The sequence below is a fragment of the Ensifer soli genome (genome assembly GCF_041928815.1).
Classification (GTDB): domain Bacteria; phylum Pseudomonadota; class Alphaproteobacteria; order Rhizobiales; family Rhizobiaceae; genus JBHFEI01.
Map to the genome: position 1 here is coordinate 1 of NZ_JBHFEI010000021.1, position 21413 is coordinate 21413.

21 protein-coding genes, 1 tRNA gene and 1 pseudogene are annotated in these 21413 nt (G+C 66.4%); 9 read left to right on the forward strand and 14 right to left on the reverse strand.

Annotated features, from left to right (window positions below; translation table 11 throughout):
• Nucleotides 1–341 (forward strand): annotated as a pseudogene (locus ACEVQ6_RS21285) (hypothetical protein); the annotation flags it as partial.
• A gap of 39 nt (nt 342–380) precedes the next feature.
• On the opposite strand, the gene ACEVQ6_RS21290 reads toward ACEVQ6_RS21285, so the two are convergent.
• The 6 genes from ACEVQ6_RS21290 to ACEVQ6_RS21315 form a co-directional block, all read right to left on the reverse strand.
• On the reverse strand, nt 381–635 hold the full coding sequence (locus ACEVQ6_RS21290; RefSeq protein ID WP_374891054.1) for a hypothetical protein: 255 nt from the start codon (nt 633–635) through the stop codon (nt 381–383).
• Between the two features lie 172 nt (nt 636–807).
• A tRNA-Arg gene (locus ACEVQ6_RS21295) sits at nt 808–884 on the reverse strand.
• A gap of 52 nt (nt 885–936) precedes the next feature.
• Nucleotides 937–1242, reverse strand: a complete 306-nt coding sequence (locus ACEVQ6_RS21300; protein ID WP_374891055.1) for an ETC complex I subunit — start codon at nt 1240–1242, stop codon at nt 937–939.
• A 153-nt stretch (nt 1243–1395) separates the two neighbouring features.
• On the reverse strand, nt 1396–2226 hold the full coding sequence (locus ACEVQ6_RS21305; protein WP_374891056.1) for an ABC transporter permease: 831 nt from the start codon (nt 2224–2226) through the stop codon (nt 1396–1398).
• Nucleotides 2223–3005 (reverse strand): ABC transporter permease, encoded by a 783-nt coding sequence (locus tag ACEVQ6_RS21310; RefSeq protein WP_374891057.1) that lies wholly within the window; start codon nt 3003–3005, stop codon nt 2223–2225. Before ACEVQ6_RS21310 ends, ACEVQ6_RS21305 begins: the two co-directional genes overlap by 4 nt.
• Before the next feature lie 171 nt (nt 3006–3176).
• Complete coding sequence (locus ACEVQ6_RS21315) at nt 3177–3959, reverse strand: ABC transporter substrate-binding protein (protein ID WP_374891058.1); 783 nt, start codon at nt 3957–3959, stop codon at nt 3177–3179.
• Between the two features lie 417 nt (nt 3960–4376).
• Here ACEVQ6_RS21315 and ACEVQ6_RS21320 point away from each other — a divergent pair, with 417 nt between their 5' ends.
• Nucleotides 4377–6440: an OmpA family protein gene (locus tag ACEVQ6_RS21320; RefSeq protein WP_374891059.1), complete on the forward strand. Its 2064-nt coding sequence runs from the start codon at nt 4377–4379 to the stop codon at nt 6438–6440.
• A 74-nt stretch (nt 6441–6514) separates the two neighbouring features.
• On the opposite strand, the gene mobB is transcribed toward ACEVQ6_RS21320, so the two are convergent.
• The 5 genes from mobB to moaA all read right to left on the reverse strand — a co-directional run bounded on the left by mobB (nt 6515) and on the right by moaA (nt 11004).
• Nucleotides 6515–7033, reverse strand: a complete 519-nt coding sequence (gene mobB, locus ACEVQ6_RS21325) for a molybdopterin-guanine dinucleotide biosynthesis protein B (protein ID WP_374891060.1) — start codon at nt 7031–7033, stop codon at nt 6515–6517.
• Nucleotides 7034–7035: 2 nt separating this feature from the next.
• Nucleotides 7036–7656, reverse strand: coding sequence for a molybdenum cofactor guanylyltransferase MobA (gene mobA, locus ACEVQ6_RS21330; RefSeq protein WP_374891061.1), 621 nt, complete (start codon nt 7654–7656; stop codon nt 7036–7038).
• Complete coding sequence (locus ACEVQ6_RS21335; protein WP_374891062.1) at nt 7653–8864, reverse strand: multidrug effflux MFS transporter; 1212 nt, start codon at nt 8862–8864, stop codon at nt 7653–7655. Before ACEVQ6_RS21335 ends, mobA begins: the two co-directional genes overlap by 4 nt.
• 20 nt (nt 8865–8884) lie before the next feature.
• Entirely contained in the window at nt 8885–9793 is a 909-nt protein-coding gene (locus ACEVQ6_RS21340) for a DMT family transporter (RefSeq protein WP_374891063.1), read from the reverse strand.
• Between the two features lie 158 nt (nt 9794–9951).
• Nucleotides 9952–11004, reverse strand: a complete 1053-nt coding sequence (moaA, locus tag ACEVQ6_RS21345) for a GTP 3',8-cyclase MoaA (protein ID WP_374891064.1) — start codon at nt 11002–11004, stop codon at nt 9952–9954.
• A gap of 176 nt (nt 11005–11180) precedes the next feature.
• On the opposite strand from moaA, the gene ACEVQ6_RS21350 reads away from it, so the two are divergent.
• Both ACEVQ6_RS21350 and ACEVQ6_RS21355 read left to right on the forward strand, forming a co-directional pair.
• The gene (locus ACEVQ6_RS21350) at nt 11181–11555 is read left to right on the forward strand and encodes a gamma-butyrobetaine hydroxylase-like domain-containing protein (protein WP_374891065.1); all 375 of its coding nucleotides are present in this window, start codon (nt 11181–11183) and stop codon (nt 11553–11555) included.
• A gap of 85 nt (nt 11556–11640) precedes the next feature.
• A complete protein-coding gene (locus tag ACEVQ6_RS21355; RefSeq protein ID WP_374891066.1) occupies nt 11641–12249 on the forward strand; it encodes a pyridoxamine 5'-phosphate oxidase family protein in 609 nt (202 codons plus the stop codon).
• 22 nt (nt 12250–12271) lie between these two features.
• Here ACEVQ6_RS21355 and ACEVQ6_RS21360 read toward each other — a convergent pair whose 3' ends face one another.
• Both ACEVQ6_RS21360 and fumC read right to left on the reverse strand, forming a co-directional pair.
• A complete protein-coding gene (locus tag ACEVQ6_RS21360; RefSeq protein ID WP_374891067.1) occupies nt 12272–13345 on the reverse strand; it encodes a GGDEF domain-containing protein in 1074 nt (357 codons plus the stop codon).
• A 290-nt stretch (nt 13346–13635) separates the two neighbouring features.
• Entirely contained in the window at nt 13636–15027 is a 1392-nt protein-coding gene (gene fumC, locus ACEVQ6_RS21365; protein WP_374891068.1) for a class II fumarate hydratase, read from the reverse strand.
• A gap of 356 nt (nt 15028–15383) precedes the next feature.
• On the opposite strand from fumC, the gene ACEVQ6_RS21370 reads away from it, so the two are divergent.
• Complete coding sequence (locus tag ACEVQ6_RS21370) at nt 15384–17279, forward strand: L,D-transpeptidase family protein (RefSeq protein ID WP_374891069.1); 1896 nt, start codon at nt 15384–15386, stop codon at nt 17277–17279.
• Nucleotides 17280–17378: 99 nt separating this feature from the next.
• Here ACEVQ6_RS21370 and ACEVQ6_RS21375 read toward each other — a convergent pair whose 3' ends face one another.
• A complete protein-coding gene (locus ACEVQ6_RS21375) occupies nt 17379–18071 on the reverse strand; it encodes an HAD family hydrolase (RefSeq protein WP_374891070.1) in 693 nt (230 codons plus the stop codon).
• A gap of 316 nt (nt 18072–18387) precedes the next feature.
• Between ACEVQ6_RS21375 and rpiA the strand changes: the two genes are divergently transcribed.
• The 4 genes from rpiA to ACEVQ6_RS21395 all read left to right on the forward strand — a co-directional run bounded on the left by rpiA (nt 18388) and on the right by ACEVQ6_RS21395 (nt 21365).
• Nucleotides 18388–19083 carry a ribose-5-phosphate isomerase RpiA gene (rpiA, locus tag ACEVQ6_RS21380; RefSeq protein WP_374891071.1) on the forward strand — a complete coding sequence of 232 codons (696 nt, stop codon included), beginning with the start codon at nt 18388–18390 and terminating at the stop codon, nt 19081–19083.
• A 102-nt stretch (nt 19084–19185) separates the two neighbouring features.
• On the forward strand, nt 19186–19734 hold the full coding sequence (locus ACEVQ6_RS21385) for a DUF2059 domain-containing protein (protein WP_374891072.1): 549 nt from the start codon (nt 19186–19188) through the stop codon (nt 19732–19734).
• 39 nt (nt 19735–19773) lie between these two features.
• A complete protein-coding gene (gene gor / locus ACEVQ6_RS21390; protein WP_374891073.1) occupies nt 19774–21168 on the forward strand; it encodes a glutathione-disulfide reductase in 1395 nt (464 codons plus the stop codon).
• A complete protein-coding gene (locus ACEVQ6_RS21395; RefSeq protein WP_374891074.1) occupies nt 21168–21365 on the forward strand; it encodes a hypothetical protein in 198 nt (65 codons plus the stop codon). The genes gor and ACEVQ6_RS21395 overlap by 1 nt, the downstream gene beginning before the upstream one ends.
• The last annotated feature ends 48 nt before the right edge of the window (nt 21366–21413 follow it).

A 21413-nucleotide genomic window follows, 5' to 3' on the forward strand; every position in this document is an offset into this window, starting at 1 on the left:
CTTCTGGGGCATTCCAACGTCCTCTCTCAGGCTCAATAGCCTACTTCACGGAGGACCACTTTTCAGGGGGAAGACCACCCATCACATCCGGCCGCTACCCTCTGACAGTCGATCAGATGGCGTTAGCCAGCTATAACTCACAACTGGCTTTCGATGCAGAGTTGAGAAACACCACGCATTTGCATGCCAGCGTCGAATTGGACGACACGATGATACCTATCTTGCGAGATCGCATTGCTGGTAAATTGCTGGACACGACGCTTGAAGCCATTGTGGGACGCCGAATCGAGAACTTCCGCCGGTTAGGGCACCCGACCGTTCACTTTGTCTGCTGTCCGTGATGCCCCCGGTTTTTGGACACGACCGGGGGCATTGCTTTTTCAATCCACGATGCAGGCTGTTTCCAAAATCGTGACACGCTCAATGAATGCATCCGCCATCGCGGCGGCGGCTTCATCTATCGTGTCGTCATTCTCTCTGTGCTCCAGCATAAGCTCGGCAAGGCCGGTGCAGATGACGTCGAGGACGATCTTCACGCGGGCGTCAGAGGGTCTGCTGTCACGCTCGAAGAGCTTGTCAGCGGCTCTGCGACCAGAGTGTGCGGCGGCAAGCCGCCAGCGGATAATCACTGTCATGAACGGACCTCCCGCTGGCATGGGAGGATGGAGAATTCAGTCCGGGAAATTCCGGGACTATTCCGGCAATGAAAGTGCTCATTCCGGGATTTTGGTTTCCTTACATTCCACTCCAGGGACTTGCGGCAACTTGGCGAAGAAAGGAAAAAACCAGTCTTTTCAGGTGGTTGATTGGCGACCCCTGCAGGGCTCGAACCTGCGACAACCTGCTTAGAAGGCAGGTGCTCTATCCAGCTGAGCTAAGGGGCCGGCGGTAGTGCGCTGCTTCGACGCGGATGCGTCGTCGTCGCGCGCCTTTGCGTCAATGCGTCCAGGGTTGCTGGCGGTTGAAACGGAAGTTGTCGCTGTAGGAGACGTTCTTGCGTACCGGTTCCTTCGGCGCGATCACGCGATAGTCGATGCCGTGCTTTTCCGCATAGCCGATCGCCTGCTCGGCCGTCTCGAAATTCAGTCGCAGCTGCTGGCGCGTGTCGCTCGACGTCGTGTATCCCATGACCGGATCGATCTTGCGCGCCACGTCCTGGTCAAATTCAAGAACCCAGAGCCCGGTCTTCGCCTTGCCCGACTGCATCGCGGTCTTTGCCGGCTTGAAGATTTTTGCTGACATATCCGAACGTACCCGATCCCGTTGTGGCGGCCATGCGTGCGGCCGTGTATCCGGGCCATTCCATAGCGCAGAATGCGGCGGAACGGAATGACCATCCGCCACAAAATTCCCGCGCCGGGCCGTTGTTCCGCGTCCGCGTCGCGTTGCCCGTCCTCAGCGCTTCAGGTGCCGCGTCAGGCGGAGTTCGAGCCAGGCCCAGAGATTGCGCAATGCCTCGACGATCAGGAGGTAGAGGAGCGCCGCCCAGATATAGGTCTGGTAGTCGAAGGTGCGGGAAAAGGCGCGGCGCGTCTCGCCCATCAGGTCGAAGACGGTGACGATGGCGACGATCGCCGATCCCTTGATCATCAGGATGATCTCGTTGCCATAGGGACGCAACGCCACGATCAGTGCCTGCGGCAGGATCACCTTGAAGAATGCGACGCGCGCCGGAAGCCCGAGCGAGGCAGCACCCTCGCGCTGGCCGCGCGGCACGCTCGCGATCGCGCCGCGCAGGATTTCGGCCTGATAGGCGGCGGTGTTCAGCGTGAAGGTGAAGAGCGCGCAATACCAGGCCTCGCGGAAAAACCACCAGAGCCCGACCGCCTGGAGTTCCGGCCGGAACGCGCCGAGCCCGTAATAGACGAGGAAGAGCTGGGTGATCAGCGGCGTGCCGCGAAAGAAATAGACATAGGTGAACGCCAGCCCGGAAAAGAACCGGTTCGTCGACATGCGGCCGAGCGCGACCGGCACCGAAAGCACGGCCCCGAGAAGGATCGACAGCGTCACCAGCGAGAGCGTCACGCCAAGCCCCGAGAGATAGGCCGGTCCGTAGCGCACGAACTTGTCGCTGTCCCACCCGCCGGTGACGGTGAGGAAGATGCCGACGGCGGCCGCGAGCCAGATGCCGAGCCAGACGGAACCGGCGAAACGGGCGAGCGTGTAGGGGCGGGGGGGCGCGGGCGGAGGGGCCTGCGGCGGCAGCATCACGGTGACATGGGTCATCGGCTCATCTCCGCGCGCCGGCTCCAGCGTTCAAGCGCGACGATCGCCACCGAGGAGAGCATGGACAGGATCAGGAACAGCAGGCAGGCGATGCCGAAGAACTGGAAGGCCTCCTTGGTGACGCGCGCGGCAATCCCGGTCTGGCGCAGGATGTCCGGCAGGCCGATGATCGAGACGAGGGCGGTGTCCTTCAGCAGCGCCATCCAGAGATTGCCGAGGCCCGGAAGCGCGATGCGCACCAGCTGCGGCAGGATGACCAGCAGCATCGTCCGGCTGCGGCGCAGGCCGAGCGCGTCGCCCGCCTCGTACTGCCCGTTCGGGATCGCCTTGAACGCCGAGAGCAGAACTTCGGAGCAATAGGCGGAGAAGACGACGCCGAGCGCGACCATGCCGGCGACGAACGGGTTCATCTCGAACTGGCCACCGAAGCCTAAGAGATCGAGGACGCGCTGCAGGCCGATCTGCAGCCCGTAATAGATGATGAAGAGCGTCAGAAGTTCGGGAAGGCCGCGGAACAGCGTGGTGTAGATGTTCGATGCGAGCCGGAGCGAGCGTTCGTCCGATTGCTTGGCGAGCGCGATCAGGAAGCCGAGCATGAGGCCGATCGGAAGCGTCGCGACCGCGAGCCCGGCCGTCACCATGAAGCCCGACGCGATCTCGTCGCCCCATCCCTCGCCGCTGCAGGCAAGCTGCGTGCCTTCACCGAAAAGCGTGAAGATGCCGATCGGCCCGCACAACGGATCGATCCAACTGAAAAGGGCGGCAAGATATCCGCTCATCGCTTCTGTATCCCCTGTCGTCCGGGTTTTTTCTCCCGGCTCTTTTCTGTGGTGCCCTGCCAACGAAAACGGCGGAAGACCTGGTCTTCCGCCGTCTCGTCAATGCCGCGTCGATCCGCGCGCCTCGTCTTTCAGGCTTCGTGCCGCCACGCGGATCGCCATCGTCGCGCCTCAGCCGCCGTAGACGTCGAAGGCGAAATACTTCTCGTTGATTTCCTTGTATTTTCCGTTTGCGCGAATCGCATCGATCGCGGCGTTGAACTTTTCGCGCAGCGCATCCTCGCCCTTGCGGATGGCGATGCCGGCGCCCTCGCCGTTGATGACCGGGTCGATCGGCAGGGTGCCGAGCAGTTTGCAGCAGGCGCCGTCATCGCTCTTCAGCCATTCCGACAGAACGACGACGTCGTCGATGACGGCATCGATGCGGCCGTTGGCGACGTCGAGCTTGTATTCGTCGGCGGTCGGATAGAGCTTGAGGTCGGAGTCCTTCATATGCGCTTCGGCATAGTTCGAATGGGTGGTCGAGGATTGCGCGCCGAGCGTCTTTCCGGCAAGGGCGGCGGCGGTCGCCTCGGTGATGTCGCTGTCCTTCGGCACCGCGATCGCAGGCGGCGTGTTGTAATATTTGTGGGTGAAGTCGACCTGTTCCTTGCGTTCCGCCGTGATCGACATCGATGCGACGATGGCGTCGAACTTCTTGGCGATCAGCGCCGGGATGATGCCGTCCCAGTCCTGCGTCACGAAGGTGCACTCGGCCTTCATTTCCTCGCAGAGCGCCTTGGCGATGTCGATGTCGAAGCCCGACAGCGTGCCGTCGGCGGCGAGCGCGTTGAAGGGCGGGTAGGCGCCCTCGGTACCGATCACGATCTTCTCGCCCTCGGCCAGTGCGGTGCCGGCGGTGGCCATCAGCATGACGGCCGATGCCGCGGCGGCGAGACGTTTGGAGATACGCATGATTATCCTCTCGGTTTGAAGCGGACGTCGCTTGTTGATCCTTGTTTCCGTTGCCCCTCGTCCGGCCCGGTGACGTCGCCTGTTTCGATATTCCTACGCTTCCGCGAAAAAAATCAACTGGGAATCGGTGTGCTGATGGAACGATTGCACAGGCCGGGCTTTAACGCGGACCGGCGCATCCGCGTCGCACGGGGACCTAACCTCGATGAACGATGCGTTCATCGCGAGTTAATGACGGGTATTTTAGACAATTCGACGATGACAGGCGGCGTGTCGCCCGTTCTCAGGACGAGCGGAAGGGTGCAACCGGTCCGCAGTGTCCGGACGGGACATGAAAATGCCGGCATGGCGGGCGAGGTGTCCCGACAAGGTGTCGCAGACAACGAGCGGTATATCCCTCGAAGGAGGAAACGGAAGATGACGATCAAATCCAGACTTTTCGCGACCGTCGCGATACCGGTGTTCACGATCACGTCGATCGTGCCGCCGGCGGCCTACGCCGCCGGCCTCGACCTGCGGTCCGGCGCCTATGAAGTCGCGCAGGCCGGCGACGAGGAAGAAGAGCTCCTGCGGCGCCAGCAACGCATCGAGGAGCGGCGCAAGCAGCGGGAAGAGCAGCGCGCCCGGCAGGGCGAGGGCGGCGGCGAGCAGGGCGGTGGCGACGATGCCGCCGAACAGCGCCGCCAGCAGCGCATCGAGGAACGTCGCAAGCAGCGGGAAGAGCAGCGTGCTCGCCAGGGCGAGGGCAATGCCGAACAGGGCGGTGGTGACGACGCCGCCGAACAGCGCCGCCAGCAGCGCATCGAGGAGCGGCGCAAGCAGCGGGAAGAGCAGCGCGCTCGCCAGGGCGAGGGCAATGGCGATCAGGGCGGTGGCGACGATGCTGCCGAACAGCGCCGCCAGCAGCGCATCGAGGAACGTCGCAAGCAGCGGGAAGAGCAGCGTGCTCGCCAGGGCGATGGCAATGCCGAGCAGGGCGGTGGCGACGATGCCGCCGAGCAGCGGCGCCAGCAGCGCATCGAGGAGCGGCGCAAGCAGCGCGAGGAACAACGTGCTCGCCAGGGCGAGGGCAATGCCGAGCAGGGCGGTGGCGACGATGCCGCCGAACAGCGCCGCCAGCAGCGCATCGAGGAACGTCGCAAGCAGCGCGAGGCGCAGCAGCAGGGCGAGGATGCCGGCGGCAAGGCCGAGCAGGCCGGCGAAGCGCGCGATCCCGATGCCATCCGCCAGGAGCGCCGCGACGCGCGGATCCGCCAGAGGGTTGAGGAACGGCGCAAGCGCCAGGAAGCGCAGGGCAACCGCGTCAACGAGGATGGCGAGGTCGTTCTTCCCGTCAAGAACGGCGCGGCGGTGCTCGACAGCGACAAGCGCGCCGACGATCGCGAGATGAGCGCGGAGCGCCGGGCCGAGCGCGAGAGGCGGATCGAGGAGCGTCGCAAGCGCCTCGATGCGCGCCGCCAGCAGACGCGCGACGTCACGCCCGGTTCGGACGCGGATGCCCAGGGTGTGATCGATGAGGACGGCCGCATCCGCCGCCGCGATCCCGTGCGCATCGGCTCGATCATTTCGGAAGAAGGACGCCGCATCGACGGCCGACCGGAATATCGCGAGCCCGACGGCTACCGCATCGACCGTCGCCTGGACGATGACCGCGAGGTCTTCCGCATCGGGCCGGATATCTGGGTGCGCGGCGACGAGGACCGCCGCCTCGGCCGCGGCGCCGAGGAGACCTATGTCGAGCGGCTGCCGCGGGGCCGCGTCCGCGAGACGATCATCCGCCCGAACGGCGTGCGCATCATCACCATCCGCAATGCCTATGGCGACGTGGTGCAGCGTTCGCGCCTGGAGCGCGACGGTCGCGAATACCTGCTCGTCTATTCGCCCGAGGCCGATGCCGGCCGGCCGCCGGCGGTGCGCGAGATCTATGACGACCTGCCGCCGATGGAGCTCGAAATCCCCGTCGAGGACTACATCATCGACACGTCGAGCAACCCCGACCGCGACTACTACCAGTTCCTGCGCGAACCTCCGGTCGAGCAGGTGGAGCGGGTCTATTCGCTCGACGAGGTGAAGTATTCCGCCCGCGTCCGCGACAAGGTCCGCCGTATCGACCTCGATACGATCACCTTTGCCACGGGCAGCGCGGAAGTGTCGAAGGCGCAGGCCGCGACGCTGCGCAAGCTCTCCGACGCGATCCTGAAGGTGCTCGACAACGACCCGTCCGAGACCTTCCTGATCGAAGGCCATACGGACGCGGTCGGCAGCGACGAGTCGAACCTGATCCTGTCGGACGAGCGGGCGGAATCGGTCGCCGAGGTGCTGACGGACGTCTATGGCGTGCCGCCGGAGAACCTGACGACGCAGGGCTATGGCGAGCGTTACCTGAAGGTGAACACGCAAGGTCCCGAGCAGCTCAACCGCCGCGTCACCATCCGCCGCGTCACCGCGCTCGTGAAGCCGGTGGCGAGCGCCAAGCAGTAATCCTGCACGCGCATCATCGTAAAGAAAGCCGCCGGGTGCCGATCCGGCGGCTTTTTCGTGTCGTCCGAGTCACTTTATCGGGTGGGCGTCAGGCCCGTGACCTGTTCGGCGAAATCGGCGAGCGCCTGCGTGTCGTCGAGATCGAAGACCGGCAGTCCGCCGGCATCCTCGACCGGATGGTCGGTGGCGATGGCGCGGATGAAGGGATCCGTCGGGGCGAGCGGCTCGCGGTTGCGCGCGTCGCGCCGGCGCGCCTCGATCTTCGGCACGGGCTCGCGCTTGTAGCCCTCGATCAGCACGAGGTCGCAAGGGGCGAGCCGCGCGAGGATCTCGTCGAAGGCGGGCTCCGCGGCGCCGCGCAGCTCGTGCATGATGGCGAAGCGCGTGCCGGAGACGATCGCGACCTCGTGCGCCCCCGCCTCCCTGTGGCGGAAACTGTCGGCGCCGACCTTGTCGATGTCGAAATCGTGATGGGCATGCTTGATCGTCGACACCCGGTAGCCGCGCCGGGTGAGTTCGGCGACGAGCCGCACGGCAAGGCCCGTCTTGCCGGAATTCTTCCAGCCTGCGATGCCGAGGATCTTCGGCCCCATGGTCAAGCCTCCCCGTTTTCGTCGCCGCCTGTCCGGCCGGCGATCCAGGCTTCGGCGGTGCGGTGGTTTTCCGGCGTGTTGATGTTGAAGAAGGGATCGAAGGCGCCGGTCGCCGGAAAATCGACCGTCGCGCCGTCATTGATGGCAATGAAGTGGCGGACCCGGCGCGTGTCGTCGGTGGCGATGAAGCGCGCGAGCGGCTCGGCGAGCGTGACGGGCCAGAGGGCGAAGACCGGATGCAGCATCCCGCCGCATGCCGCGACCGCAATCCGGCCGCGCGCCGCGTCCGTCAGCCGCCGGACGAGATCGGCGGGAAAGAAGGGCGCGTCCACCGGAACTGTGACGGCATGGGCCATGCCTCGCGCCCGCGCGTCCAGAAGGGCGGTCAGCACGCCGGCGAGCGGGCCCGGCCGGCCGGCGACGACATCCGGCAGGAGGGGCGTTCCCGGCGGAAGACCGGGAAGGAACGCCTCGTTGCTGTTGACGACGACGAAACCCGTCTGCCGCGCGAGCCGGGCGACGACGCGGGCGACGAGGGGTTCGCCGGCAAGCGCAAGGCCGGCCTTGTCCTCCCCCATGCGCGAGGAGAGGCCCCCGGCGAGCACATAGCCGGGAACGGTCATTGGCGTGCCGCGCCGCGCCCGCCCGGCGAAAGGACGAAGAGACAGGCGAGGATGCCGAGGAGGCTCGATGCCGCCATGATGGCGAGAAGCGGATAGATGCCGGTCTCGACGCTGAGCACGGCGCCCGAGAGCGCCGAAAGCGCCGCCCCGCCGCCGATCGTCAGCGCGCCGCCGAGCCCGGAGGCAGAGCCGGCGAGTTCCGGCCGGACGCTGACGATGCCGGCATTGGCGCTCGGCAGCGCGACGCCGTTGCCGACGCCGATCAGCACCATCGGCCCGAAGAAGGTGAGCGGCGATGCGTGTCCCGAAAGGAAGAAGGCCGCGGCGATGAGCGTGCCCGCCAGCGCGATCAGCCCGCCCGACAGCATCATCGTGCCGATGCCGAGGTGCCGGGCGTGGCGGCCCGACACATAGTTGCCGACCATGTAGCCGAAGGCGATCGGGAAGAACCACAGGCCGAGCGCCGTCGGCGTCATGTCGAGCAGAACCGTGCCGACGAAGGGGGCGCCGCCGAGAAAGGAGAAGAACACCCCGGAGGCAAAGGTCGTGGTCAGCGTGTAGGCCCAGAAGCGGCCGGAGCCGAGCAGGGCCGGATAGGCATGGAACTGCGCCGCGAAGCTCTCCGGCCGGTTCCGGTTCGTTTCCTTGAGGTCGAGCCAGACGACGGCGAGCACGGCGAGGCCGAAGGCGAAGACGAGGACGAAGGTCGATTGCCACGGAAAGACATCGACCAGCAGCCCGCCGAGCACGGGGCCGACCATCGGCACGATGGTCATGCCCATCGTCACATAGCCGATCATCGACGCCGCCTCCTCCATCGGCACCATGTCGCGCACGATGGCGCGAGACAGGACGAGCCCGGCGATCAGCGTCGTCTGGACGAAGCGGCCGGCGAGGAAGAGCTGGATCGAGGGGGCGAGGATGCAGACGACGGTGGCGACGAGAAAGATCGCGAGGCTTGCGATCAGCACCGGCCTGCGGCCGAAGCGGTCGGAGAGGGGGCCGAGCAGCAGCTGCAGGATCGCGGTTCCCGTCAGGTAGCCGGACAGCGTCAGCTGGATCGTCGCATAGCTCGTGTCGAATCCGCGCGCCATCGCCGGCAGCGCGGGAAGGAAGATGTTCATGTTCAGCGCGCTGAGGCCGGCGATCAGCACCAGCGTGACGATGTGGGGCGGTGTCGTGCGGTCGAGAAAGCGTGGCGTCTGCATGCCCTGGTTCCGAGCCCCGTTCATTTCGGCGATCCGGGAGAGGAGACGCGGGCGACCGGCGTCGCACCCCGCCGTCTTTCCCGATGGAAGGTGTAGAGACCGGACGTAACGATGATGGCGATGCCGACGACCATCGTCCGATCCGGGAGCTCGGCAAAGACGAGCATGCCGATGCCGATCGACCAGATCAGGCTCGTATAGCGGAAAGGCGCGATCAGGGAAATCTCGCCGGTGCGCATCGCCATGACGATGCACTGGTAGCCGAGGAGCAGGAGCACGCTCGCGACCGCCAGATGGCCGAGCTCGGCGGCGCCGACCGGCTGCCAGCCGCCGAGCGGCATGATCAGCAGCCCGCCGGCAAGGGTGATGACGGCCGCGGTGACGGCGCTGATGAGGAGGGAGGGGATCTCGAGCGGGATCCGGCGGGTGCAAAGGTCGCGCGTCGCGGCGAAGACGACGCTGAGGATCGCGGCGAGCGCGGCGAAGCCGAAACCGTCCGGGCCTGGCCTCAGCACGACGAGGACACCGGCAAAACCGGCGAGGATCGCCAGCCAGCGCCGCCAGCCGACCGGCTCCTTGAGAAACAGCGCGGCGCCGAGCGTGACCGCGAGCGGCAGCGCCTGCAGGATCGCCGAGGCGTTGGCGAGCGGGATCCGGCCGAGCGCGTAGATATAGCTGACGGAGGCGATGACCTCGGCGGCGATGCGCAGCGCCACCGCCGGCAGCGCCAGCACGGAGAGCGGCCGGAGCGCGCCCATGTGCCGGGCGATGAGGAAGACGAGGAGCGTCGTCAGCAACCCGCGCACGAACATGATCTGCCCGGCATTCATGGCGCCGCTGACCGACTTGACCAGCGCATCGTTCAGCGTGAAGCCCGCCATGGCCAGGCACATGAACAGGGCGCCGCGAAGATTGGCGGAAGTGGGCATCGGTCAGTCCACCGGGTCGGCGCCCGCTACGGCGGAAAAGGCTACGGGTCGTGACGCTGCGTAGACCAGCTGACGTTGCGAAAGCAATCGCCAAATTCGGCCTTTTCCATCGAACGGGCCCGGACCGGGCCGGTCGCGGGCAGCCCTCACGGCGGGCCTCAACCGCCCGTCACGCTCATATGCCGGCGCACGGCGGGAGCGTTCGCGCGCCGGTCGATGACGAAGTCGTGGCCCTTCGGCTTGCGGCCGATGGCGCCGTCGATCGCCGCGCTCAAAAGCGCGTCGTCGTCGGATGCCCTGAGCGCCGCGCGCAGGTCCGCCGCATCCTCCTGGCCGAGGCACATATAGAGCGTGCCGGTGCAGGTCAGCCGGACGCGGTTGCAGCTTTCGCAGAAATTGTGGGTCATCGGCGTGATCAGGCCAAGCCGCCCACCGGTCTCGGCGATGGTGACGTAGCGGGCTGGCCCGCCGGTGCGATAGGGATTGTCGACGAGCGTGAATGTTTCCTCGAGCCGGGCGCGCATCTCGGAAAGGGGCATGTAGCGGTCGAGGCGGTCTTCCCCGGTCTCGCCGAGCGGCATCGTCTCGATCAGCGTCAGGTCCATGCCGCGCCCGTGCGCGAAGCGAAGGAGATCGGGGATCTCGGCATCGTTGAGGCCCCGCAGCGCCACCGCATTGATCTTGACGTGCAGTCCGGCCGCCTGTGCCGCATCAAGCCCTTCCATGACGCGCGCGAGATCGCCCCAGCGGGTGATCTGGCGGAAGAGGTCGGGTTTCAGCGTGTCGAGCGAGACGTTGATGCGGCGTACGCCGAGCCCGGCAAGGTCCGCCGCGTGGCGGGCGAGCTGCGAGCCGTTCGTCGTCAGCGTCAGCTCCTCCAGCGCGCCGCTTTCGAGGTGGCGCGACAGCGCCTTGACGAGGAACATCACGTTCTTGCGCACCAGCGGCTCGCCGCCCGTCAGCCGCAGCTTGCGCACGCCCTTGGCGATGAAGGCGGAACAGAGCCGGTCGAGCTCCTCGAGCGTCAGGAGATCCTTCTTCGGCAGGAAGGTCATGTCCTCGGCCATGCAATAGGTGCAGCGGAAATCGCAGCGATCCGTGACGGAGACGCGAAGATAGGTCACCGACCGGCCGAACGGGTCGATCATCGGCGCCCTCGTCGTCTCGCCGAGCGGGGTTCCCGACAGGGCGTCGGGCCGGGCAATCGTCATGTCTGAGCCTCCCTCGTCCTCCCCGGCCGCGCCATCGCGCCGCACCGGGCCGGGCCGCGCCCTTTCCTCTTTCCTTCATATAGAACGTTGACAGCCGCCCGCCAACGTTTTCAATCACGATCCTCACGCCGGCAGCGTCGCCGGACCTTCAAGACGGATGCAGCAGGGACGGACCGATGGGCGATGTGTGGCCGAGCGAACTGAAGATCTCCGGGGACCGGCGGACGCTGACCGTCTCCTTCGAAAACGGCGCCGTCGTCGCGCTGCCGGCGGAAATGCTCCGCGTGCTGTCTCCCTCAGCCGAGGTCCAGGGCCACGGCCCGGGCCAGGCGGTCACGGTCCCGGGAAAACGGAGCGTCGCCATCCGCACGGTGCAGCCGACAGGCAATTACGCGGTGCGCATCGGCTTCGACGACGGCCATGACAGCGGCATCTTTACCTGGACCTATCTCGACGAGCTGGGGCGGGAGGGGACCGAGCGCTTCGCCGCCTATGAACGCGCGCTCGCGGAGAAGGGGATGAACCGCGACACACCGGAGCGGCCGCGCTGACGCCGGCGCTTTCCGGCGTTGACTGTCTTAAGCCTGTCACCGGAACCGGTCACGCCGCCTCGACCGGACAAGAAAGGGCAAGACGATGACCATCATCCACTCGGTTGAGGACCTTCGACGCCATTACGGCGCGACGGCGGAGGCCTCGACCGCGAAGGTGACGCCGGCGCTGACGCCAGAATACCGCCGCATGATCGAGGCCTCGCCCTTCGTCGCGCTCGCGACCGTCGGTCCGGAAGGGCTCGACTGCTCGCCGCGCGGCGATGCGGACAGCGTCGTCAGGGTCGCGGACGCGAAGACGCTGCTCCTGCCCGACTGGCGCGGCAACAACCGGATCGATTCGCTCGAAAACATCGTCCGCGATCCGCGCGTGGCGCTGCTCTTCCTCGTTCCGGGCGTCACGACCGCGATGCGGATCAACGGCTCGGCGGTCGTCAGCGTCGATCCGGACCTGCTGACGTCCTTCGCCATGGAGGGAGCGCATCCGCGCAGCGTCGTCGTCATCACCATCCGGGAGGTCTATTTCCAGTGCGCCCGGGCGGTGATGAGGGCGGGGCTCTGGGATCCCGCGCGCTTCGTCGCGCCCGGGGCGCTGCCGACGCCGGGCGCGATGCTGAAAGCCGCGAAAGCCGGCTTCGACGGCGACACGTATGACAGCGATTGGCCGGGACGGGCGGCAAAGACGATGTGGTGAGCGACGGCGCGCGGACCCAGGCCTACTTGCGGTAGATGAGCCAGCTCTTGCCCGACTCTTTCTTCATTCCGTCCTCGAACAGCATGCTGCGGTTGCGGCCGGAATTCTTGGCGCAGTAAAGCGCGATGTCGGTCTTGTTGTAGAGGTCGATCGCGTCGTCGGCCGAGCCCCCCATGCAGATGCCGATCGAGATGGTGATCGGGCCGTAATTGACGCCGGTCTTCGAGTTCTTGAACGGCGTGATCGAGAGGGCGTTGCGGATGCGCTCGGCGATGGCAAGGCAATCCTCCTCGGTCGAATCGGTGATGATCATCGCGAATTCTTCGCCGCCGGTCCGGGCGACGAACTGGTCGCGACGCAGGTTCGTGCGGATGATCGTCGCCACGGTCGCGAGAATCTTGTCGCCGACCGGATGGCCGTAGGTGTCGTTGATCTTCTTGAAGTGGTCGATGTCGGCGACGAGCAGCCCGGTCGTGGCGCGGGTCTGTTCGGACGTGAAGATCGCCGCCAGCTTCTCGTCGAAGGCGCGCCGGTTGGCGAGGCGGGTGAGCGAATCCGTGTTGGCGATGCGCTTGTACTCGTCGAGCTCCTGGCGGATCACCTCCATCTCGAAGGACTTCTGCACGACGTTCTCCACCCGGTCCTTGCCCTGGGACATGGTGTCCTCGGTGGCTTCGCTGATGATGGTGATGGCGTTGCGCAGGAGTTCGGAGCTTGTCTGGCTCTTCGTCGTGATGTTGCTGTAGGTGTCGCCGAGCACCCTGTTGTAGGTCTCGAGCGCGTTCTGTTCCTCGCGCAGCAGCTTCAGGAGGTCGGTGAGCTGGGAGACAATGCTCTGGTGGGCGCGGTCGATGCCGATCGGGCGATGGTGCTGGCTGAAATACTGCTGTCCGATCGCGTCGAGTTCTTCCTGGGTCGCCCGGCTTCCGAGCGCCGCCAGTTCCTTGGTCAGGCGCGGATTGGAACCGATATAGGCTTCATAATAGAGTTCGTAATTGCGCGGGATCGGCGGGACGCCCATGACCCGCATCGCATGGGTCACCTGGGCGGCGATATCCGGGACCTGTACTTTCGCCGAGGCGGCTGCAGATGCCATCACCCGAACTCCCTTTGAACATACGCATTGTCGCCAGGCCGGCGGCGGTCCGCCCGCGCGGGAACCACCGGAAACGGGTCCGGCGCGTGCCTCCCCCGAGGCCGCCGGGGCCTTCGCCCCGAGTGCTGCCAGTGTTAGGGATAAATGCTTTGAGAAGTCTTAACGGTTCGCGTGGCAGGGCGAGCGCGATAAAAATATGATTATTTCAGGATGTTCGAAAACGCGCACCATTTCAGGTTGTTGCGGCGGGCGGCGAAGGGGCCCGGCGGCAAGGCCGGGCCTGTCTCACCTTAGGATGGGCTGATCATCGTTTCCGGGCGGACCACGGCATCAAACTCCGCATCGGTGACGTAGCCGCCGCCGACGGCCTCCTCGCGCAGGGTCGTGCCGTTCTTGTGCGCGGTCTTGGCGATCTTCGCCGCGTTGTCGTAGCCGATCTTCGGCGCGAGCGCCGTGACGAGCATCAGCGAGCGATCGAGCGCGGCCTTGATGTTGTCCTCGCGCGCCTCGATGCCGACGACGCAGTTGTCGGCAAACGAGACCGCCGCGTCGCCGAGGAGCTGCACCGACTGGAGGAAGTTGTAAGCCATCAGCGGATTGAAGACGTTGAGTTCGAAATGGCCCTGGCTGCCGGCGAAGGTGAGTGCTGCGTGGTTGCCGAAGACCTGGATGCAGACCTGCGTCAGCGCCTCGCACTGGGTCGGGTTGACCTTGCCCGGCATGATCGAGGAGCCCGGCTCGTTTTCCGGCAGCGACAGTTCGCCGAGGCCGGAGCGGGGGCCGGAGCCGAGGAAGCGGATGTCGTTGGCGATCTTGAAGAGGGCGGCGGCGGCCGAATTGATCGCGCCGTGGCTGAACACCATCGAATCATGCGCGGCGAGCGCCTCGAACTTGTTCGGCGCGGTGACGAAGGCGATGCCGGTAATCGCGGCGATCTCTTCGGCTACCTTTTCTGCGAAGCCGACCGGCGCGTTGAGACCGGTGCCGACCGCGGTGCCGCCCTGGGCGAGTTCGCAGAGGCCCGGAAGCGTCATCTCGATGCGCCGGATCGACGAGGCGACCTGGGCCGCGTAGCCGGAAAATTCCTGGCCGAGGGTTAGCGGCGTCGCGTCCTGCGTGTGGGTGCGGCCGATCTTGATAATGTGGTCGAAGGCCTTCACCTTGGCCTCGAGCGCGGCGAGCAGGTGCTTCAGCGCCGGCAGCAGCCCGTGGACGATGCGCTCGGCGCAGGCGATGTGCATGGCCGTCGGATAGGTGTCGTTCGACGACTGGCTCATGTTGACGTGGTCGTTCGGATGCACGGGCTTCTTCGAGCCCATCACGCCGCCGAGAAGCTCGATCGCCCGGTTGGAGATCACCTCGTTGGCGTTCATGTTGGACTGCGTGCCGGAGCCGGTCTGCCAGACGACGAGGGGGAAGTGGTCATCGAGCGTGCCGTCGATCACCTCCTGCGCTGCCCGGACGATGGCATCGCCGACGGCGGGATCGAGGCGGCTGAGCGCCATGTTGGCGCGGGCGGCGGCCTGCTTGACGATGCCGAGCGCGCGGACGACAGACAAAGGCTGCTTTTCCCAGCCGATCTTGAAATTGCCGAGCGAACGCTGCGCCTGCGCGCCCCAATAGCGCGAGGCATCGACCTCGATCGGGCCGAACGTGTCTGTTTCGATGCGGGTTGACGTCATCTCGATCCCTGCCTTCGTGCTCGCGGATGCGGAAATAGCGGAGGGCGGCGACCCACCCCCTGCCGCTCGGCCCTCTCTCTGGCTGAGCCCGGCCGCCTTGTAAAGGGGCAGGCGGCCGGGCCGCCTCAGACGATCGTCGGTCTGGCTTGACGCAAACGTGATGTTTCTGCCACGGCGAATCGCTGTCGGATGCGCAAATAATTCCCCTCCCTGCTTCGTCATTGTCGTGGCCGGTGGTCAGGGCTAAGGCTCGGTTGCGTTACCGATTCATTCACCAAGCCTTGTCATAACGGAAGGGCGTGCCGGGTCGGTCCGGCCGGGGCGCGCGGGCGACAAGACGGGAACGAGACGATTTCATGGGCATGATCAGAACCGCAGCACTTCTGGCACTCCTCGCGGGAACGGCGGTCGCGACCGTCGACGTTCGCCCCTCGGCGGCGATCACGCTGATGGACCTGATCCGGGGCGGCAAGAAGCGCGTGGTCGCCGAAGAGCCTGCAAGCCTGCCGGGGGTCGATGCCGGCGTAGCCTATCCCGAGGCGCAGCCGGCAAAGCCGAAGGTCGCCGCCAAGCCGCTGCCGCGCGTCACCGGGCCGCAATACTACACTTACAAGGCGCCGGCGCTGCGCGCGGTCGACACGGGCAAGCTCGTCGATCCCGTCTATACCGGCTCGCTCGATGCCTCGGCGGCGGCGCATGCCGCCGAAAACCCGATCCGTCCCTATCTCGCCGACGTCAAGGTGATGGCGGAGGGCGATGTCGCGGCGGCGCTGGAGGCATTCTATGCCGGCCATCCCGATTTCCTCTGGGTCGACGAGACGGGCCCGAACGACCGTGCCCGCGCGGTGATCGCCGTGCTCGCCGCCGCCGACACGGTCGGCCTCGATGCCGCCGACTATGCGGTCGCGCTGCCGGAAACCGCGCTCGATCCGCTCGATGCCACCGCCCGGCAGAAGGAACTCGCCCGTTTCGAGCTCGCGCTTTCGGCCGCCGCGCTGACCTACATGCGCGACACCGTGCGCGGCCGCATCGATCCGAACCGGATTTCGGGTTACCACGATTTCGTCCGCAAGCCCGTCGATCTCGCCCGCGTCGTCACGGTTCTCGCGGCGAGCCATGCGCCCGCCGCCTATATCGCCAGCCGCACGCCGTCCGGCCCGGAATTCGCCGCGCTCAAGGCTGAACTCCAGAGGCTGAGGGCGGAAAACGGCGCGGACACCGTCATCCGCATCGCGCCCGGGACGGTGCTGAAGCCGGGCGAGAGCAATGCGGAGCTCGCCAACATCGTCGCGGCGATCCGCGCGCGCGGATCGGACGCGCTGAAGGCGGCGCACGCGGCGACGCTTGCGGCCTATGCGGCGACGCCGGACTATACGCCGGACCTCGTGGCGCTGGTCGAGGCCTTCCAGGCGGAACACGGGTTGAAGCCGGACGGGATCGTCGGTCGCGCCTCGATCCGCGTGCTGACCGGCGGCGACACGTCCGCGAGCAAGATCGACAAGGTGCGGATCGCCATGGAGCAGGCGCGCTGGCTGCCGGCCGATCTCGGCAGCCGCTACGTCTTCATCAACCAGCCGGCCTTCATGGCCTATTATCACGAGGATGATCGCGAGCAGTTTTCGATGCGCGTCGTCGTCGGCTCAAAGTCGAACCAGACCTATTTCTTCGAGGACGAGATCCAGACGGTCGAATTCAACCCCTATTGGGGCGTGCCGCAGTCGATCATCATCAACGAGATGCTGCCGAAGCTGCGCAACGATCCGAGCTATCTCGACCGGATGGGCTACCAGGTCGAGCTCGGCGGTCGTCCCGTCTCGTCGTCTGCGGTCAACTGGCACGGCTCGACCAGCGGCGTCGCCGTCCGCCAGCCGCCCTCGAGCGACAATGCGCTCGGCGAGCTTAAGATCCTCTTCCCCAACGCCCATGCGATCTACATGCACGACACGCCGTCGAAGAGCTTCTTCAAGAAGGACATGCGGGCGCTGAGCCATGGCTGCGTGCGCCTTGCCGAGCCGCGCAAGATGGCGGCCGCCGTCCTCGGCATCAGCGTCGACGACGTCGCCAAGGAGATCGCCGGCGGGCGCAACAAGGCGCGCCAGCTCTCGCAGAAGATCCCCGTCTATGTGTCCTATTTCACCGCCTGGCCCGACAAGGACGGCCGGGTCGAATATTTCGACGACGTCTACGAGCGCGACGGCTACATGCAGCGCGCGATCGAGGCGACCCGCGCGGCCCGCAGCGCGCGCAGCTAGGGCATGTCCAGCCGAGGCGGGATCGCTTCGGCGCCGGACAATGCGGCAGAAACAAAAGGAGAGAGCACGTCCGATGAACCGGTGTTCACCGAACGTGTTCTAGCGGGCCGGAGCGTTGCGTGCGGACATGAGCCGGAGCACCAGCGCGGCGTCGAGCTGGTCGAAATGCTCGATCAGCGCGTCCGGCTCGAGATCGGCAACCGGAACGTCGGAATAGCCGAAGGGCACGCCGATCGACGGGATGCCGGCATGGCGGGCGCCGAGAATGTCCGAACGGCTGTCGCCGATCATCACCGCGTGCTGCGGCGATCCACCCGCCATCGCGATCGTTCCGAGAATATGGCCGGGGTCGGGCTTGCGCACGGGAAACGTGTCGCCGCCGGCGATCGCCGCGAAGAGATGGCCGAGGCCGAGGGTGTCGACCAGCGTTCGCGCCAGCCTCTCCGTCTTGTTGGTGCAGACGGCAAAGACCATGCCGTCGCGGCCCAGCCGCTCGATCGCCTGGATGACACCCGGATAGGGCAGCGACAGGCCCGGCATCGACCCTTCGTAGAAATCGAGAAATTCCTTCAGTTGCCAGGCGAGCGTCTCGTCGTCGAGCGGCCTGTCCCTGAGACGGAAGGTGCGCTCGATCATCGCTCGCGCGCCATGGCCGACGAGATGGGTCAGGTCGTCATAGGTCACCGGTTCCATCCCGGCCTGGCCGACGGCATGGTTGAGGCTGGCGATGAGATCGGTCGCGGTGTCGACCAGCGTGCCGTCGAGATCGAAAAGAATGGTCGGTCGGGTCAAGAAGGGTGTTCCGTGGGTTCCGTGGGTTCCGGCCGGGACGCGCGCCGATCGTGCGGGCGTTCCGCCTCGGCGGGGCGTTCGAGGGCGACCGGCCGTCTCGCGCGCGGTCCCGGGCTTGAGGTTTCTAAAGGGTCTATAGGCGTGTGGTCGTCCCCGGCGCAATCCCGAGCATGAGGGGGCGACACGGCCCCGCATTTGTGTCTGCCCGCCGAATTGGACTTTTGTTTGCGCGGTCCAGCGTGTAAGTCTCTCACCGGTTTGGCGGGCGGGCTCTCGGGCCGGTGCGCGCTCAGTGACGGAAGGCGAGAGGAGGCGCATGGACCCGCTTCAGATGAAGATCAAGGCCGCGGCGGCGGCGTTGGAACATGTCGGGGACGGCATGCGGCTTGGCATCGGCACCGGTTCGACGGCCAATGAATTCGTCCGGCTGCTGGCAGAGAGGGTCGCCGGAGGATTGAAGATCATCGGCGTGCCGACCTCCGAGCGCACCGCTCGGCTCTGCCTGGAGCTCGGCGTACCGCTGCAGTCGCTCGACGAGTGCCCGGAGCTCGATCTGACCATCGACGGCGCCGACGAGGTCGACGGCGCGCTGAGCCTGATCAAGGGCGGCGGCGGCGCGCTGCTGCGCGAGAAGATCGTCGCGGCGGCCTCGAAGCGGATGATCGTCATCGCCGACGAGACGAAGACGGTCGACACGCTCGGCGCCTTCAAGCTGCCGATCGAGGTCAATATTTTCGGCCTGGCGGCGACGCGGCTCGCGGTCGAGGCGGCGGCGCGCCGGCTCGGACTTTCGGGCGAGATCGTCGTGCGCGCCTCCGGCGACGGGCCGTTCACCACCGACGGCGGGCACTATATTCTCGATGCATCTTTTGGCCGCATTCCTGATGCAGGTGCGCTGGCGCAGGCGCTGAACGACATTCCCGGCGTGGTCGAGCACGGCCTGTTCATCGGCATCGCGACGCTCGCGATCATCGCGGGTCCGCAGGGCGTGCGGGTGATGACGCCGCAGTGACGTGCCGGCGTCCCGAATGAAGCCGGTGATGAAGACATGCGCTCGAGGCAGGCGGATCGCGTCCACCCCTCGCGCGGGCGAACCGACAGGAGCTTTGACAGTATGACCAGATTTGCAGGCGCAGGCCTCTCCCTCGCAGCCGCGTTCGCCTTCCTCTGCGGCGTATCGACCGCGGGCGCCCAGGATGTGAATGCGGAGCAGCTGAAGGCGGCGCGGGCGACGATCGGCGCGCTCGGCGCGACCAACGCCTTCGACAACATCCTGCCGAACCTCGCCGCGCGGCTGAAGAACGCGCTGATCCAGGAGTCGCCGAACTTCCAGGACGTGATCACCAGCGCCGTCGACGAGAAGGCGATCGGCCTTGCGCCGCGCCGTGCCGACCTCGAGAACGAGGCGGCCGCGATCTATGCCAAGACGTTCACGGTGGAAGAGCTGAACGCGATCGCCGCCTTCTACAATTCGCCGGCCGGCAAGAAGCTGCTGAACGACGGGCCGATCGCGGCGCGCGAACTGCTGAGGGCCGCCGACATCTGGGCCGCGGGCGTCTCGCGCGACCTGAACACCGAGGTGACGAAGGCGCTGGAGCCGACGGTCGGCGCTGCGGTCCCGACCGACGCCATCGCGCCGGGCGAGCTCGTTCCCAAGCAGTGATCACCGGCGCCGCAAAAGGCGCGAAGAACGGCGAGCGACATGACCAGTTACGACTATGACCTCTTCGTCATCGGCGGGGGATCGGGCGGTGTCCGCAGCGCCCGCGTCGCCGCCTCGCTCGGCCGCAAGGTCGCCATCGCGGAGGAATTCCGCTATGGCGGAACCTGCGTGATCCGCGGCTGCGTGCCGAAGAAGCTCTATGTCTATGCCTCGCAGTTCTCCGAGCATTTCGAGGATGCGCGCGGTTTCGGCTGGGACGTCGGCGAGGCGCGCTTCGACTGGAAGCGCCTTGTCGCCGCAAAGGACGCGGAGATCACGCGGCTGGAAGGCCTCTATCGCAAGGGGCTGGACGGCGCCGGCGCGACCATCCTCAACAGCCGCGCGGAACTGGCCGGCCCGAACGCGATCCGCCTCGCGGCGACCGGCGAGACCGTGACGGCCGAGCGCATCGTGATCGCCACCGGCGGCCGTCCCTTCGCGCTTCCCGAAGTCGAGGGTCACGATCTCTGCATCTCCTCGAACGAGGCATTCGACCTGCCGGAGCTGCCCGGCTCGATCCTGATTGCCGGCGGCGGCTACATCGCCGTCGAATTCGCCAACATCTTCCATGGTCTCGGCGTCGACGTGACGCTGATCTACCGTGGCAAGGAGATCCTGTCGCGCTTCGACCATGATCTGAGGCGCGGCCTTGCGGCGGCGATGACCCGCAAGGGCATCCGCATCGTGACGGAAGACGTGATCGCGTCGATTGCCAGCGACGAGGCCGGGCGGCGGATCGTGCGCACGCGCCGGGGCGAGGAGATCGCCGTCGACCAGGTGATGCTCGCGATCGGCCGCGTGCCCAACACCGAAGGCCTCGGCCTTGAGGCCGCCGGCGTCAAGACCGACGACAAGGGCGCGATCCTCGTCGACGCCTTCTCGCGCACCAGCGCCCCAGGCATCTACGCGATCGGCGACGTCACCGACCGCGTGCAGCTGACGCCGGTCGCGATCCACGAGGCGATGTGCTTCATCGAGACCGAATACAAGGGCAACCCGACCTCGCCGGACCACGACCTGATCGCGACCGCCGTGTTCTCGCAGCCCGAGATCGGCACCGTCGGCATGACGGAAGCGCAGGCGGGCGAGGCCTATCCGCATGTCGAGGTCTACCGCGCCGACTTCCGTCCGATGAAGGCGACGCTGTCGGGCCGGGAGGAGCGGATGATCATGAAGCTGCTCGTCAACGGCGCCGACCGCAAGGTCGTCGGCGTCCACATCCTCGGCCACGACGCCGGCGAGATGGCGCAGCTCCTCGGCATCACGCTGAAGGCGGGCTGCACCAAGGACGATTTCGACCGGACAATGGCCGTCCACCCGACGGCCGCCGAGGAACTCGTCACCATGTACAGGCCGAGCTACATCTTGCGTGACGGCGTGAAGGCGGAGGCGTGATGCAGGCGCCGTTCGCCCGGCGGATGATGCTGCTGGCCGAGGACGAGGCGGCGCTCGGCGGCGAAGCCGGCGGCGGCGGGCGCAACTGGACGCTCATTCTCACTTTCGGCATCATCGGTGTCGTCATGCTGGCGACGGTGGCCTCCATCCTCTATTCGGCCTACCTTCTCGCCGGCATCCTGTTCGGCTTCCTCTGAAAAACGCATCGACCCGGCGCCTTTCGGCACAGGGTCTCGCGCTTTGTG